14 protein-coding genes are annotated in these 15,133 nt (G+C 67.2%); 6 read left to right on the forward strand and 8 right to left on the reverse strand.

All coding sequences use genetic code 11. The features are described from left to right. Together AB3147_RS01885 and adh are read right to left on the reverse strand one after the other, a co-directional pair. Window positions 1-378, reverse strand: a complete 378-nt coding sequence (locus AB3147_RS01885) for a DUF779 domain-containing protein (protein ID WP_175123723.1) — start codon at window positions 376-378, stop codon at window positions 1-3. Window positions 379-468: 90 nt separating this feature from the next. Further along, a complete protein-coding gene (adh, locus tag AB3147_RS01890) occupies window positions 469-1,998 on the reverse strand; it encodes an aldehyde dehydrogenase (RefSeq protein ID WP_175123722.1) in 1,530 nt (509 codons plus the stop codon). 222 nt (window positions 1,999-2,220) lie between these two features. On the opposite strand from adh, the gene AB3147_RS01895 reads away from it, so the two are divergent. Beyond that, complete coding sequence (locus AB3147_RS01895; protein WP_367351331.1) at window positions 2,221-4,227, forward strand: sigma-54-dependent Fis family transcriptional regulator; 2,007 nt, start codon at window positions 2,221-2,223, stop codon at window positions 4,225-4,227. 122 nt (window positions 4,228-4,349) lie between these two features. Here AB3147_RS01895 and trpC read toward each other — a convergent pair whose 3' ends face one another. From trpC to rpe, 6 genes are all read right to left on the reverse strand, one after another. Beyond that, a complete protein-coding gene (gene trpC, locus AB3147_RS01900) occupies window positions 4,350-5,138 on the reverse strand; it encodes an indole-3-glycerol phosphate synthase TrpC (RefSeq protein WP_367351332.1) in 789 nt (262 codons plus the stop codon). Continuing rightward, window positions 5,135-6,166 carry an anthranilate phosphoribosyltransferase gene (gene trpD, locus AB3147_RS01905; protein WP_056565041.1) on the reverse strand — a complete coding sequence of 344 codons (1,032 nt, stop codon included), beginning with the start codon at window positions 6,164-6,166 and terminating at the stop codon, window positions 5,135-5,137. Before trpD ends, trpC begins: the two co-directional genes overlap by 4 nt. An 11-nt stretch (window positions 6,167-6,177) precedes the next feature. Next, window positions 6,178-6,744: an aminodeoxychorismate/anthranilate synthase component II gene (locus tag AB3147_RS01910; protein ID WP_105237103.1), complete on the reverse strand. Its 567-nt coding sequence runs from the start codon at window positions 6,742-6,744 to the stop codon at window positions 6,178-6,180. A 57-nt stretch (window positions 6,745-6,801) separates the two neighbouring features. Next, window positions 6,802-8,322, reverse strand: a complete 1,521-nt coding sequence (gene trpE / locus AB3147_RS01915; RefSeq protein ID WP_056565035.1) for an anthranilate synthase component I — start codon at window positions 8,320-8,322, stop codon at window positions 6,802-6,804. 287 nt (window positions 8,323-8,609) lie between these two features. Further along, on the reverse strand, window positions 8,610-9,317 hold the full coding sequence (locus AB3147_RS01920; protein ID WP_056319270.1) for a phosphoglycolate phosphatase: 708 nt from the start codon (window positions 9,315-9,317) through the stop codon (window positions 8,610-8,612). A gap of 10 nt (window positions 9,318-9,327) precedes the next feature. Further along, a complete protein-coding gene (gene rpe / locus AB3147_RS01925) occupies window positions 9,328-10,056 on the reverse strand; it encodes a ribulose-phosphate 3-epimerase (RefSeq protein ID WP_056565028.1) in 729 nt (242 codons plus the stop codon). Between the two features lie 126 nt (window positions 10,057-10,182). Here rpe and apaG point away from each other — a divergent pair, with 126 nt between their 5' ends. The 5 genes from apaG (at window position 10,183) to AB3147_RS01950 (ending at window position 15,113) form a co-directional block, all read left to right on the forward strand. After that, on the forward strand, window positions 10,183-10,557 hold the full coding sequence (apaG, locus tag AB3147_RS01930; RefSeq protein ID WP_056319266.1) for a Co2+/Mg2+ efflux protein ApaG: 375 nt from the start codon (window positions 10,183-10,185) through the stop codon (window positions 10,555-10,557). 40 nt (window positions 10,558-10,597) lie between these two features. Next, a complete protein-coding gene (mltA, locus tag AB3147_RS01935; protein WP_175123719.1) occupies window positions 10,598-11,908 on the forward strand; it encodes a murein transglycosylase A in 1,311 nt (436 codons plus the stop codon). Then, window positions 11,905-13,074 carry a UbiH/UbiF family hydroxylase gene (locus tag AB3147_RS01940; protein ID WP_367351333.1) on the forward strand — a complete coding sequence of 390 codons (1,170 nt, stop codon included), beginning with the start codon at window positions 11,905-11,907 and terminating at the stop codon, window positions 13,072-13,074. Before mltA ends, AB3147_RS01940 begins: the two co-directional genes overlap by 4 nt. 225 nt (window positions 13,075-13,299) lie before the next feature. Further along, the gene (locus AB3147_RS01945; protein WP_175123717.1) at window positions 13,300-14,088 is read left to right on the forward strand and encodes a DsbC family protein; all 789 of its coding nucleotides are present in this window, start codon (window positions 13,300-13,302) and stop codon (window positions 14,086-14,088) included. A 68-nt stretch (window positions 14,089-14,156) separates the two neighbouring features. After that, window positions 14,157-15,113: a D-2-hydroxyacid dehydrogenase family protein gene (locus tag AB3147_RS01950; protein ID WP_367351334.1), complete on the forward strand. Its 957-nt coding sequence runs from the start codon at window positions 14,157-14,159 to the stop codon at window positions 15,111-15,113. Window positions 15,114-15,133 lie beyond the last annotated feature (20 nt).

The raw sequence follows: 15,133 nt of genomic DNA on the forward strand, positions 1-15,133 counted from the left end.
TTATCCCTTCGTCACCGGCCCGACGTTCGCCCACTCGTCATCCGAGTACAGCCGCGACCGCAGCAGAAACCGCTTGCCCTCCGCGCTGTCCAGTGAAAACGCGCCACCGCGTCCAGGCACGGCGTCGATGACGAGCTGGGTGTGTTCCCAGTAAGCGAACTGGTCTTCACCGATCCAGAACGGGCAGCCTTCCAGATCGCCCAACAGCACATCCGAGCCGCCCACCATGAACTCGCCCTGGGGATAACACATGGGCGAGCTGCCGTCGCAGCAGCCCCCGGACTGGTGAAACATCAGCGGCCCGTGCTTGGTGCGCAGGGTGTCGATCAGCTGGCGCGCCTCGTCGGTCGCAACCACGCGTGGCGTGTGCTCTGGCATGGCGGGATTCCTCTGCAAGCGCGCCGGGCGGACCCGGCGCGCAGGTTGGCCGCGCAAGCGGCTTGGGGTGAAGGGATCAAGCCTGCCGGATCAGAAGAACCCCAGCTTCTTCGGCGAATAGCTCACCAGCAGGTTCTTCGTCTGCTGGTAATGGTTGAGCATCATCTTGTGGTTCTCGCGTCCGATGCCCGATTGCTTGTAGCCGCCGAATGCCGCGTGCGCGGGATAGGCGTGATAGCAGTTGGTCCACACGCGACCCGCCTTGATCGCGCGGCCCATCCGGTAGCACGTGTTGGCGTCGCGCGACCACACGCCGGCGCCCAGGCCGTACAGCGTGTCGTTGGCCAGCGCCAGCGCATCATCCGCATCCTTGAACGTGGTGACCGCCACGACCGGCCCGAAGATTTCTTCCTGGAACACGCGCATCTTGTTGTGGCCCTTGAACACGGTGGGCTGCACGTAGTAGCCGCCTTCCAGCCCGCCCTGCATCTGCGCGCGCGAGCCGCCCGCCAGCACGTCGGCGCCTTCCTGCTTGCCGATATCCAGGTAGGACAGGATCTTTTCCAGCTGCTCGGTGGAAGCCTGCGCGCCCAGCATGGTGTCGGCGTCCAGCGGGTTGCCCTGCTTGATCTCGGCCACGCGTTTCAGGGCGCGTTCCATGAACTTGTCGTAGAGCGATTCCTGGATCAGTGCGCGGCTGGGGCACGTGCACACCTCGCCCTGGTTCAGCGCGAACATGACGAAGCCCTCGACGGCCTTGTCCAGGAAATCGTCGTCCTGCGCGGCCACATCCGCAAAGAAGATGTTGGGCGACTTGCCGCCCAGTTCCAGCGTGACCGGGATGATGTTCTGCGACGCGTACTGCATGATCAGCCGCCCGGTGGTGGTTTCACCGGTGAACGCGATCTTGGCGATGCGCTTGCTCGATGCCAGCGGCTTGCCGGCTTCCAGCCCGAAGCCGGTCACCACGTTGACGACGCCCGGCGGCAGGATGTCGCCGATCAGTTCCATCAGCAGCAGAATGCCCAGCGGTGTCTGTTCGGCCGGTTTCAGCACCACGCAATTGCCGGCGGCCAGCGCGGGCGCGAGCTTCCACGCAGCCATCAGAATGGGGAAGTTCCACGGGATGATCTGGCCGACCACGCCCAGCGGTTCATTGAAGTGGTAGGCCACCGTGTCGTGATCGATCTCGGACAGCCCGCCTTCCTGGCTGCGGATGCACGACGCGAAATAGCGGAAGTGGTCGATGGCCAGCGGAATGTCGGCGGCGCGGGCCTCGCGGATGGGCTTGCCGTTGTCCCAGGTTTCCGCCGTGGCCAGGCGTTCCAGGTTGGCTTCCATCACGTCCGCGATCTTCATCAGCATGCGGGCGCGTTCGGCGGCCGGGGTCGAACCCCATTTCGGCGCGGCGCGATGCGCGGCATCCAGCGCCAATTCGATGTCGCGCTCCTTCGAGCGCGCGTTGCGGCTCAGGGTCTGGCCCGTGACCGGCGTGACGTTGTCGAAGTATTCGCCATCCGCGGGCGACTGCCACTTGCCGTCGATGAAATTGTCGTACTGCGTCCTGAGGTCCAGGCGGGTGCCGTAGGTCTCCGGGGTAACGCGGGTCGCGATATCCATGCTTGTCTCCGTATTGTTGGGATGGTGGCAGTGGGCTGCCTGTCCGGTATCAAGCAAAACGCATGCCAGTCGGGGCATCCCGGCTGGACAGCCCGCCGCACGCGTGCGAAAGTAGTTTTTCGCTTGTTCCATGTCGCAATCCGCGACGATGTCGCGCAACAGGTGTCGCGCAACGGGTGTCGCAGCACAGGCGTCGCAGAACGCCGGTCCCAGGAGACATACATGGCCTCTCACTCCGGTAGGCAGACGCTGACGCAGGCGCGCCTGCTCTTTAACCAGCAGGGCGCGGTGCCGGGCGGCATGGTTGCCGAACCCATCCTGCGTTCCTGGCGCCGCTGCGCCGACCTGGGCTTCGACATGCGTGGCGTGCGCCGCGCCGATCTCATGACGCAGGGCGAACTGCGCGAAGCCCAGCAGCGCAACGAAGCGCTGCGCCGCATGTCCGAACCCGCCATCGCCTATCTACGCCGCCAGGCCGGCGGCAGCAGCAACCTCGTCATCCTGTCGGACGCACAGGGCCTCGTGCTGGACTCGGACGGCGACACGGGTTTTGCGCATCGCGCCTCGCGCGTGGCCCTGATGCCGGGCGCGCCGTGGGACGAAGCCGCCGCCGGCACCAACGCCATCGGCACCGCGCTGGTCGAAGGCCGGCCCATCGCCGTGCACGGCGCCGAACACTATTTCGAACCCAACCGCATCCTGACCTGCGCGGCCGTTCCCATCACCGACAGCGAAGGACGCACGCTCGGCGTGCTTGATCTCTCCAGCCAGGCCCGCGACGTGCGCCCCGATGTGCTGGCACTGGTGCGCGGGGCAGTGGACCGCATCGAACACCAGTTGTTCGAAAGCGCCTATGAACCCTGCACGGTGCTGCGCCTGCATGCCGACCCCGCCGGGCTCGGCCAGCCCGGCGAAGCGCTGCTGGCCTTCCAGGGCGACCTGCTGATCGGCGCCAACCGGCGCGCGCTGCAGGCGCTGGCGCTGGCGGCGACGGCGCTGGGCGTGTACCGCTACGCGGACGTATTCGACGGCGACATCGAACGATGCCCGGACGCGACGGGCAGGGTGCACACACGCACAGGCGCGGTCTATCACGCGCGGCTGCGCATGCCGCGCTCGCGCGCACCGCAACCGCCCGCCGCGCCCGCGTCGCGCGCGCCGGGCGCGCTGGCCAGGACGCCAGCCCCCAGCTTCGATGCCGGGACGCTAGGCGCGCTGGCGCGCGCCGTGCATCTGGCGGACGCCGGCGTGTCGATCCTGCTGCAGGGCGAAACGGGCGTGGGCAAGGAAGTGTTTGCGCGTCAGATCCATGCGCGTGGGCAGCGCGCGGCCGGCCCCTTCGTGGCGGTGAACTGCGCCGCCTTGCCCGAAAGCCTGATCGAATCGGAACTGTTCGGCTACGAAGACGGCGCCTTCACCGGCGCGCGCCGCCAGGGCAGCAAGGGCCTGTTGCGACAGGCGCATGGCGGCGTGCTGTTCCTGGACGAGATCGGCGACATGCCGCTGCTGCTGCAATCCCGCCTGCTGCGTGTGCTGCAGACGCGCGAGGTCTCGCCATTGGGCGCCGCGCGGCCCGTGCCGGTGGACTTCACCCTGGTATGCGCCACGCATCGGCCGCTGGCGCACGAAGGCCCGGACGCACCGGTGCGTCCTGATCTGTACTTCCGGATTGCTGAATACACCGTCACGCTCGAGCCTCTGCGCGCGCGGGCGGACCGCCTGGAATTGCTGCGCGAGCTATGGGCGGCGCAAGGCGCGGGTCCCGCGCTGCCGCCCGCTATTGAAGCCGTGCTTGCGGCATATTCCTGGCCCGGCAATTACCGGCAACTGGCGTCGGTGCTGCGCACGTTGCATGTGCTGGCGGGACCAGCGGGCAGGGTGGATGCGGACATGCTGCCGGCGGAATTGCGCGGCGCAGCGAGCGCCGCGAAGATCGAAGCCATCGCGTCGGGCGTCGACACGTCGGGCGCTACTACGTCGGGCGTCGATACGTCGGGCGTCGACACGCCGGGCATCGCGACGCCGGGCGTCGATGCCTCGCGCACCGCAACAACGACGCTCGCGCCGGCCGGCGGCTCCGGCGATCTGCACGCCATGACGGACGCCGCCATCCGGGCCGCCTTGGCCGAGCACGGCGGCAGCGTCAGCCGCGCGGCGCGCGCGTTGGGCGTGCACCGCAGCACGGTGTACCGGCGCGGCGCTGCATGGGGATTGGCTCGGCCGAAATAGCTGTTGGATGTAGAAACGAGCGAGGGATCAGCCGATTGGCCGATCCTTCGTCTGGCGATGCGCCGCATGACGCATGCGCCGTCCGGCACGGCAAGACGGCAACGCCGCCCGCCGCCGCGGGTTCACCCGATCAGACGCGCCAGTTCCGCGCCAGGATCCTTCGCGCGCATGAAAGCTTCGCCCACCAGGAACGCGTCGACCTTGTTCTCGCGCATCAGCTTCACGTCTTCCGGCTTGAGGATGCCGCTTTCGGTCACGACGCGTTTGCCTGCGGGAATGCGCGGCAGCAGGTCCAGCGTGGTCTGCAAGCTGGTCTCGAACGTGCGCAGGTTGCGGTTGTTGATGCCCAGCAGCGGCGTCTTGAGCGTGAGCGCGACTTCCAGCTCCTGGGCGTCGTGCACTTCGACGAGCACGTCCATGCCCAGCTCGATCGCCAGCGTTTCGTAGTCGCGCAGTTGCGCGGGCGTAAGCGCGGCCACGATCAGCAGCACGCAGTCGGCGCCCATCGCGCGCGCGGCGACGATCTGGTAGGGATCGATCACGAAGTCCTTGCGCAGCACCGGCAGCGCGCACGCGGCCCGCGCCTGGCGCAGGTGGTCGTGCGAACCCTGGAAGAACTGCACGTCGGTCAGCACGGACAGGCAGGCCGCGCCGTGCACGGCGTAGGTGGCCGCGATTTCGGCGGGCGCAAAGCCCTCGCGGATGACGCCCTTGGAGGGCGAGGCTTTCTTGATTTCGGCGATGACGCCGGCCTTGCCTTGCGAGATCTTGTCTTCGATGGCTTGAGCGAAGCCGCGCACGTCCTGGCGCGCCTGCGCTTCGCGCAGGACTTCGGCTTCGCTGCGCATCTGGCGGGCGGCGGCGACTTCCTCGGCCTTGACGGCGAGGATCTTCGCGAGAATATCGTTCATTTCTGGAATGTCCGGGTGTATGCGCAGAATTCTTCCAGCTTGGCTCGCGCCGCGCCGGTGGAAATTAGTTCAAATGCTAGCGCTAAGGCTTCGGGAATGGAATCGGCTTTGTTGCCGGCATAGATGGCGAGCCCGGCGTTCAGGGCGACGATGTCTCTGGCCGCGCCTTCGACATTCTCCAGCGCCTCTATGACAAGCTCGCGCGACTGCTCGCGATTGGACACCTTGATGCTTCGGTTGGACATCATGGATAGCCCGTAGTCCTCGGGATGAATCTCGTACTCGCGGACCACGCCGTCCTTCAGTTCGCCGACCATCGTGGCCCCGCCCAGCGAGGCCTCATCCATGCCGTCCTTGCCGTGCACGACCAGCACGTGGCGCGAGCCCAGGCGTTCCAGCACGCGAACCTGGATGCCGACGAGGTCGGGGTGGAAGACGCCCATCAACTGGTTGGCGGCGCCGGCCGGGTTGGTCAGGGGACCCAGGATGTTGAAGATCGTGCGCACGGCCAGTTCCTTGCGGACGGCGGCCACGTTCTTCATCGCGCCGTGGTGGGCGGGCGCAAACATGAAACCGATGCCGGTCTCCTGGATGCATTCGGCCACCTGCTCGGGCGTCAGCACCAGGTTGGCGCCCAGCGCCTCCAGCACGTCGGCGCTGCCGCTGGACGACGAGGCGCTGCGGTTGCCGTGCTTGGCGATCGGCACGCCGGCCGCGGCTGCGACGAACATCGCAGTTGTGGAAATGTTGAACGTGTGGCTGCCGTCGCCGCCCGTGCCGCACATGTCCAGCAGGTCGTTCGGATTGGGCGTGACCACGGGCGTGGCGAACTCGCGCATGACCTGCGCCGCGGCGGTGATCTCGCCCACGGTTTCCTTTTTGACGCGCAGGCCCATCAACAGCGCGCTGGCGATCTGCGGCGACATCTCGCCGCGCATCAGCATGCGCATCAGGTGCAGCATTTCGTCGTGGAAAATTTCGCGGTGTTCGATGCAGCGCGTCAGCGCTTCGGAGGGGGAAATCGTCACGGTGCGTCCTTTCAGGCGAGGTTCAGGAAATTGCGCAGCAGGGCGTGGCCGTGCTCACTCAGTACGGATTCGGGGTGGAACTGTACCCCGTATAGCGGCAGGGTCTTGTGCCGCACACCCATGATGTCGCCATCCGGCGCCGTCGCGGTGACCGCCAGGCAGTCCGGCAGGGTGGCCGGATCGATGGTCAGCGAGTTGTAGCGGATGACAGTGTACGGCGTCGGCAGGCCTTCAAAGATGTCAGTGCCCGTGTGCGACAGCTGGATCGTCTTGCCGTGCATGATCTGCTGCGCGCGCACGATGTCGCCGCCGAAGGCCGCGCCGATGGCCTGGTGGCCCAGGCACACGCCCAGGATGGGCTTCTTGCCGGCGTACGCCTGGATCAGCGGCACCGAGATGCCGGCCTCGGCCGGCGAGCACGGGCCGGGCGACACGCAGATCTGGTCGGGATTGAGCGCAGCCACTTCTTCAAGCGTGATCTGGTCGTTGCGCGCCACGCGCACGTCCACGCCCAGTTCGCCAAAGTACTGCACCAGGTTGTAGGTAAAGGAATCGTAGTTGTCGATCATCAACAGCATTTTTTTCTCCTCTGGGCCGTTCTGCGGCCCGGACGGTAATTCGGTGTGGCCGGGGCCTCAGATGGGTTCGTCCAGGCCGTGCTGCACCTGCTCGGCCGCGCGCAGCACGGCGCGCGCCTTGGCTTCGGTCTCGGCCCATTCGGCTTCGGGGTTCGAATCGGCCACGATGCCGGCGGCCGCCTGCACGTACAGCGTGCCGTCCTTGATGACGCCGGTGCGGATGGCAATGGCCACGTCCATCTCGCCGCCGTAGCTCAGGTAGCCGGCCGCGCCGCCGTAGATGCCGCGGCGCACGGGTTCCAGTTCGTCGATGATCTTCATGGCCTCGACCTTTGGCGCGCCGGTCAGCGTACCGGCCGGGAACGAGGCGCGCAGCACATCCATGCTGCTCATGCCGGGATTCAGGGTGCCGGTCACGTTGGACACCAGGTGCATCACATGCGAGTAGCGCTCGATCACCATGGTGTCGCTTACCTTCACCGAGCCCACCTGCGCGACGCGGCCCACGTCGTTGCGCGCCAGGTCGATCAGCATGACGTGTTCGGCGATCTCCTTGGGATCGGCCTTCAGTTCGGCCGCCAGCGCCGCGTCTTCCTCAGGCGTGCCGCCACGCTTGCGGGTGCCGGCCAGCGGACGGATCGTGATCTGCGACTTCGGCTCGCCGTTTTCCACGGTGCGTTCCTGGCGCACCAGGATCTCGGGCGATGCGCCCACCACCTGGAAATCACCGAAGTTCCAGAAGTACATGTAGGGGGAGGGATTGAGCGACCGCAGGGCGCGGTAAAGGGACAGCGGCGAATCGCGGAAGGGCTTGGCGATGACCTGGCCGATCTGCACCTGCATCAGGTCGCCGGCGGCGATATGTTCCTTGGCGCGCAACACGGCCGCCAGGTAGTCCTCTTTCTTGAAATCGCGCCGTTCCTCGGTCTGCATGCTGGCGTGGCTGTACGGAATCTCCACGGGGCGGCGCAGACGCGCGCGCAGGTCGGTCAGGCGCTGCTGCGCGCGGCTGTAGGCCTCGGGCTGGCTGGGGTCGGCATAGACCATCAGGTAGATACGGCCGGCCAGGTTGTCGACGATGACCAGTTCGTCCACGTGCATCAGCATCAGGTCGGGCGTGCCGCCTTCCATGCCGGCCGGGAACGGCTTGACCGCGGGACCCAGGCACGGCTCGATGTGGCGCACGGTGTCGTAGCCGAAGTAACCGGCCAGACCGCCGCAGAAGCGCGGCATGCCCGGGCGCAGCGCGACCTTGAAGCGGCTCTGGTATTGCTCGATGAAGGCCAGCGGATCGCCGTCGTGCGTCTCGGCGACCTTGCCGTCGTGCAGCACTTCGGTGCGCGTGCCGCTGGCGCGGATCACGGTGCGCGCCGGCAGGCCGATGAACGAATAGCGGCCGAAGCGCTCGCCGCCCACCACGGATTCCATCAGGCAGGTCATGCGGCCGGCCAGGGGACCGGAGTGCGCCAGTTTCAGGTAGATGCCAAGCGGGGTGTCCAGGTCGGCGTAGGTCTCGGCCACCAGCGGAATGCGGTTGTAGCCTTGTGCCGCTAGGGCCTTGAATTCGATTTCGGTCATGTCGGGTCTCGTAAGCGGTGTCTGCTTTCGGACCGGGCACGCAACAAAAAACCCGGTCCAGTTGACTGGTTCCGGGTTGGGCGCTGTTTACACAGTGTCGGCGCTAGGCGGCAAGGTCGCGTCTAGGGCCGGGAAGGGGAATCATCGCCACCCGGAAGACAAACGCCACCAACGCCACGAGGCGCCGAGCATTTGGTTCTGGATGGAAACGTTCATTTAGCGGTTCGGTAATGAAGTACGCGGAAGTGATGCGCGGTAGTGAATTCTTGCCTGGGTTGCGACGTGCTTCAAGCGGGGACTTTTGCTGCGTTCTGGTTTTGATTCCAGAGCGCGACCCACTGGGCGGCGTCAACAAGCGTGTCAACTATACCATCGACATCCAGCTCGCGCACGTCACGTCCTTCGTTGTAGCCATATGGCACCACTAGGACCTGCGTGCCGGCGCTGCGGCCCGCCTGCGCGTCATTGATGGAATCGCCGATCGTCACGGCCTCGTTCACGCCCACGCCCATCAGGTCGCACGCATGGTGGATCTGGTCGGGATCGGGCTTGCGGCGCTCGCAGGTGTCGCCGCACACCACGGCCTCGAAAAAGCCCGCCAGCCCCGTGCGCTGCAAGAGCGGCAAGGTGAATTCCGTGGGCTTGTTGGTGACCACGGCCAGCTTCAGGCCCTGGTCGCGCATGAGTTTCAGGCCTTCGATCACGCCCGGGTAGACCTGCGCGCGCTCGCCGTTGACCAGGTGGTAGTGGCGGTAGAAAGCCTCGCGGGCGCGCTGGAATTCGTCGGGGGCCGGGTCGGCGGCATCGAGCGAACCGGCCAGGCTGCGCCGCACCAGGTTGTCCACGCCCTTGCCGACGAACGTGGCGACCACGTCCTCGCGCAGCGCGATCATGCCAAGTTCAACACGCATGGCGTTGGCGGCAAAGGCCAGATCGGGAATGGAGTCGAGCAGGGTACCGTCCAGGTCCAGCAGCGCGGCGCGAAAAGCGGTCATGTCGGGTTCCTTAGACAGCGGTGGTTTCGCCGATGGCGATCTGGTCGCGCATGGCCTTGATGATGCCGGCGTAATCCGGCTTGCCGAAGATGGCCGAGCCGGCCACGAACGTGTCCGCGCCCGCGGCGCGGATCTCGGCGATGTTGTCGATCTTGACGCCGCCGTCCACCTGCAGAACGATCTCCTGGCCGCCGGCCTGCATCCACGCGTCGATGCGGGCGCGGGCCTCGCGCAGCTTGGTCAGCGCCGCCGGAATGAAGCTCTGGCCGCCAAAGCCCGGGTTCACCGACATGATGAGCACCAGGTCGATCTTGTCCATCACGTAGTCCATGTAGGACAGCGGCGTGGCGGGATTGAAGACCAGACCGGCCTTGCAGCCGCTTTCGCGGATCAGGGACAGCGTGCGGTCCACGTGGGCGCTGGCGTCGGGGTGGAAGCTGATGTAGTCGGCGCCGGCCTTGGCGAACTGCGGCACCAGCGCGTCCACGGGCTCGACCATCAGGTGCACGTCGATCGGCACCTCGACGTGGGGGCGGATCGCGGCACAGACCATCGGGCCGATCGTCAGGTTGGGGACATAGTGGTTGTCCATCACGTCCACGTGGATCCAGTCGGCGCCCGCGGCGACGACGTTGCGGACTTCCTCGCCCAGCCGGGCGAAGTCAGCCGACAGGATGCTGGGAGTAATGCGGGTGGAGGCCGTTTGCTTGGACATGATGTTCGGGGTCGGGGAGGGCATAATGTGCCATTATTGCAGTTTGAGGCGCCGCAGCGGGTATGCCCCGGCTGGCGCGCCTGAAATTCCGTCTTTCAAGCGTGGGCGCCCATGTTCCGCCGCCCGCGTGCAGCCACACAGGGAAGGACTGTGAAACCTTACGACCTGAGCGTCTCTGTCTCTCCGCGCTTCGTGCCCGAACAGTCCGACCCCGGCGAACAGCAATTCGTGTTCGCCTACACCGTCCGCATCACCAATACCGGCGAACATCCCGCGCAGGTGATCAGCCGCCACTGGATCATCACCGACGGCAACCAGCGCGTGCAGGAAGTGCGCGGCCTGGGCATCGTGGGGCAGCAGCCCCTCCTGGCCCCGGGCGAGACCTTCGAATACACCAGCGGCTGTCCCCTGCCCACGCCGGTGGGCACGATGCGCGGCATCTATCACTGCGTCGGCGAGAACGGCATTCCGTTCGAGGTGCCGATCTCCGAATTCGTCCTGGCCATGCCGCGCACCTTGCACTGAGTATGGTCCGGCCTTCCGTTGCACGTTTTTCCCTCTGCACATGAAGCGCATTCTTAGCCTGTCCGTGCTGTCGATCCTGCTGGCGGCATGTTCCACCCCCTCCGATATTCCCCCTGATTCCGGATCCGGCCTGCCGGCTACGCCCGGTGCTCGCACGCCCGCGGCCGACGGCCCGCTCGTCGTGCCGCCGCTGGGTTCGTTGCCCGACACCCCGCCGCGCGCGCTGGCCGGCAAGTTGAAGCCGGCCAACTGGTCTGAGCTGCCCGGCTGGAGCGCCGACGACCTGTCGCAGTTCTGGCCCCTGTTCCTGCGCAATTGCAAAGGGCTGATGCGGCCCACCAGCGGCAACCTGGCCGCGCCCGCGCGCGCCACGCCGCGCGCCTGGCAGCCGGTCTGCGCCGCGGCCATCGACCCGGCCCGCGCGCCCGCCGCTGGCGACGCCGAAGGCGTGCGCCGCTTCCTGCAGACCTACCTGCAACCGTGGCGCCTGAATGCGGCCGACGGCAAGCCGGCCACCAATACGGTGACGGGCTACTACGAACCCCTGGTGCGCGGCTCGCGCCGCCAGGGCGGTGTCTACCAATGGCCGCTGTACGCGGTGCCCGCCGACCTGCTGACGATTGACCTGGGTTCCATCTACCCCGACCTGGCCGGCAAGCGCGTGCGCGGCAAGCTCGACGGCAAGCGCGTCGTGCCGTACGACACGCGCGCCGCCATCGAATCGTCGTCCGGCCGACGCCCGCCCGTGGTGGTCTGGGTGGACGACCCCGTGGACAACTTCTTCCTGCAGGTCCAGGGGTCCGGGCGCGTACAGCTGACCGACGGACCCGACGCCGGCAAGACCATCCGCGTCGCCTACGCCGACCACAACGGCCAGCCCTACGTGTCCATCGGCCGCTGGCTGATCGACCGCGGCGAACTCACCGCCGACCAGGCGTCCATGCAGAACATCCGGGCCTGGGCGCAGCGCAATCCCAAGCGTGTCCAGGAAATGCTCAACGCCAATCCGGCCGTGGTTTTCTTCCGCGAAGAGGCGGTCGTGGATCCTGAACAAGGCCCCAAGGGCGCTTATGCCATCCCGCTGGCGCCGCGGCGCTCGGTGGCGGTGGATGCGACCTTCGTGCCGCTCGGCACGCCGCTGTTCCTGTCCACCACCTATCCCGCGTCGGACCGGCCCTTGCAGCGCCTGGTGTTCGCCCAGGACACCGGCACCGCCATCCGGGGCGCGGCCCGCGCCGACTTCTACTGGGGTTACGGCGAAGAAGCCGGTCAGCAGGCCGGCCGCATGAAGCAACGCGGCCAGATGTGGCTGCTGTGGCCCAAACAGGCCGGGGAGCCTTCCGCACGATGAGCCATCAGATCGTAGTTTGCGGGGCCGGCATCGTCGGCCTGTCCACCGCCCTTGCGCTGGCCCGCCGCGGCCAGCGCGTGGCCGTCCTGGCGCCGCGCGCCGCCGTGCCGCCCGCCGATCCCAACCGCTATCATCCCCGCGTCTACGCCATTTCGCCGGCCAGCCAGCGCTTCCTGGCCGACATCGGCGTGTGGGACGCCATGCCCGCGTCGCGGCTGATGCCGGTGCAGGCCATGGAAATCCACGGCGACGCGGACGGCCAGGTCAACCTCAATGCCTGGCAGGCCGCGCTGCCGCAACTGGCCTGGATCGTCGAATCCGGCGAGATCGAGCGCGTCCTGATCCAGGCCGTGCGCATGTTCGGCATCGCGTGGCTGGAAGACCGCTGCACCGGCTACCAGAACGGCGCGATCGACACCGAAGGCGGCGCCCGCATCCAGGCCGAACTCTTCGTCGGCGCCGATGGCGCGGCCTCGCCGCTGCGCGAGGCGGCCGGGCTGAAGCACGAAGCCCAGTCCTACAACGACACCGGACTCGTCGTGCATCTGGACGCGGAACTGCCGCACCAGGGCACGGCGATCCAATGGTTTCGCGACGACGGCGTGCTGGCGTTGCTGCCGCTGCCCGATACCGCGGACGGCCCCCAGGTTTCGATGGTGTGGTCCATGCGCAGCGAGCTGGCCCAGCAACTGCTGGACCTGCCGCAGGAAGCGCAAACCGCCCGCCTGGAAGCGCTGCTGGCCGAGGCTGCCGAAGGGCGGCTGGGCCGCCTGAAGGTCCGCAGCAAGCTGCACGGTTTTCCGCTGACGCTGGAGCGCGCCCAGATGGTGGCGCCCGGCATCGCGCTGGCCGGAGACGCCGCGCACCGCCTGCACCCGCTGGCGGGGCAGGGCCTGAACCTGGGGCTGGGCGACGTCGAGGCGCTGGCCCGCATCGTCGCCGAGCGCGAACCCTACCGGCAGGCCGGCGACCTGCGCGTGCTGCACCGCTACCAGCGGGCGCGCGCCGAACCGGTCCTGGCCATGCGGCTGGCGACCGACGGGCTGCACAAGCTGTTCGGATCGAAGGCGACGCCGCTCGTCTGGCTGCGCAACGCCGGCATGCACTGGGTCGAGGGCGCGCCCCTGATCAAGCGCCGGCTGATCGCGGGGGCGTCGGCCAATTAGGGCTGACCCGGCCCAACCCGGGCCAACTCGGCCAAACCCGGCCCCGATTCGGTCCGATTCGGCCAAACCTGGCCCGATTCGGCCCGACGCCGGCGCCGGGCGGAACCTGCGGCGGCCGGCGCCCGTCTGATACGAATCCGCCCACCCGCCGCCTGCCGCGGCCGCCCGACCCGGATCGGTTACGCTTTCCGGCTGAGCACACGACTGACAAGACCAGGAGTACCGATGAAATTCCGCATTCCCGCCACGCTGGCGGCCTGTTTCCTCGCCGCGGGTATCGGCTTGTCCGCCACGGCACATGCGCAGGGCGCAAAATCCGTCTCCACGCAGTCCGTGGGTCAGGCGGCCAAGGGCGAAAAAAGCGTCTCCACCACCGAACTCGATCCGCAGTCGGCCGCCGTCAAGGAACGCTTTCAGCAACGCTTCTCCGGCATGAACGTCACGACCGTGCGCCGCACGCCTTATGGCCTGTTTGAAGTGCAGCTCGGCATGGACCTGATCTACACCGACGAAGGCGTGACGTGGGTCATGGAAGGACCGCTGATCGACGCCGCGACGCGCCGCGACGTCACCCGCGAATCCCAGGAAAAGCTCAGCGCCGTCACGTTCGACCAGCTGCCGCTGGACCTGGCGATCAAGCAGGTCAAGGGCGACGGCTCGCGCAAGGTCGCGATCTTCGAAGATCCCAACTGCGGCTATTGCAAGCAGTTGCGCAAGACGCTTGAAGATGTGGACAACCTGACCGTCTACACCTTCCTCTACCCCATCCTGTCGCCGGACTCCAAGGTCAAGGTGCGCAATGTCTGGTGCGCCAAAGACCAGGGCAAGACCTGGGACGACTGGATGCTGCGCGGCAAGACGCCGCCCAACGCCAATTGCGACGTGCCTGAAGACAAGCTGCTCGAGCTTGGCCAGCAACTGATGGTGCGCGGCACGCCGACGCTGTTCTTTGCCGACGGCTCGCGCATCAGCGGCGCGCTGCCGCTGGACCAGCTCAAGGCCCGTTTGAACTGACCGGCGTGCGTCGCGCCGGCCCGGGAAAGGGGGGGCGCGGCAAGCGCCATCCCTCCCGGAGACAAGACTTGAAAATCGCAATACTCGACGATTACCACGACGTAGCCCGGCGCTATGCGGACTGGACCTCGCTGGGCGGTGACGCCGAGGTGCAGATCTTCAACAACTTCATTCCCGACGACCAGGTCGAGGCCTCGCTCGAGCCCTTCGACGTGATCGTCGCCATGCGCGAGCGCACGCCATTTCCCGCCGAGCGCATCCGCGCGCTGCCCAAGCTGCGCCTCCTGGTCACGACCGGCATGCGCAACAACGCCATCGACATGCAGGCCTGCGCTGAGCAGGGCATCGTCGTGTCCGGCGCGCCCGGCAGTGCCGACGCCAACACCGCCACGGCGGAACTGGCCTGGGCGCACATCCTGGGTCTCTTCAAGCACCTGCCCGCCGAAGACGCCGCCATGCGCCGCGGCATGTGGCAGACGGCCATGCCCGAGCCGCTGGCCGGCAAGCGCCTGGGCGTGGTGGGCCTGGGCAAGCTGGGCGCCGCGGTGGCCAAGGTGGGTCTGGCCTTCGGCATGGACGTGGTGGCCTGGAGCCCCAACCTGACCGACGAGCGCGCCGAGGCCGCCGGCGTCACGCGCGTGGACAAGCACGAACTCTTTTCCACGTCCGACGTGGTGAGCCTGCACCTGATCCTGTCCGATCGCAGCCGCAACGTGGTCGACGCCACCGCGCTGGCCTCGATGAAACCGACCGCGTATCTGGTCAATACCTCGCGCGCCGGACTTGTCGATCAGGAAGCGCTGATGGACGCATTGATCAAGTTCCGCATCGCCGGCGCGGGGCTGGATGTGTATCCCGAAGAGCCGCTGTCGCCCACCGACAGCGTGCGCGACCTGGACAACGTGATCCTGACCCCGCACCTGGGTTACGTCAGCCGCGAAAACTTCGAGGCCTTCTACCAGAACTGCCTGGAAGCCGTAAAGGCGTGGGCAGCGGGCTCGCCGATCCGGGTGTTGAACGCCTGATTGCGCCCGAGCAAAAAAAT

The sequence above is a fragment of the Achromobacter animicus genome (genome assembly GCF_040775605.1).
In the GTDB taxonomy this organism is placed as follows: Bacteria; Pseudomonadota; Gammaproteobacteria; order Burkholderiales; family Burkholderiaceae_B; genus Achromobacter; species Achromobacter animicus.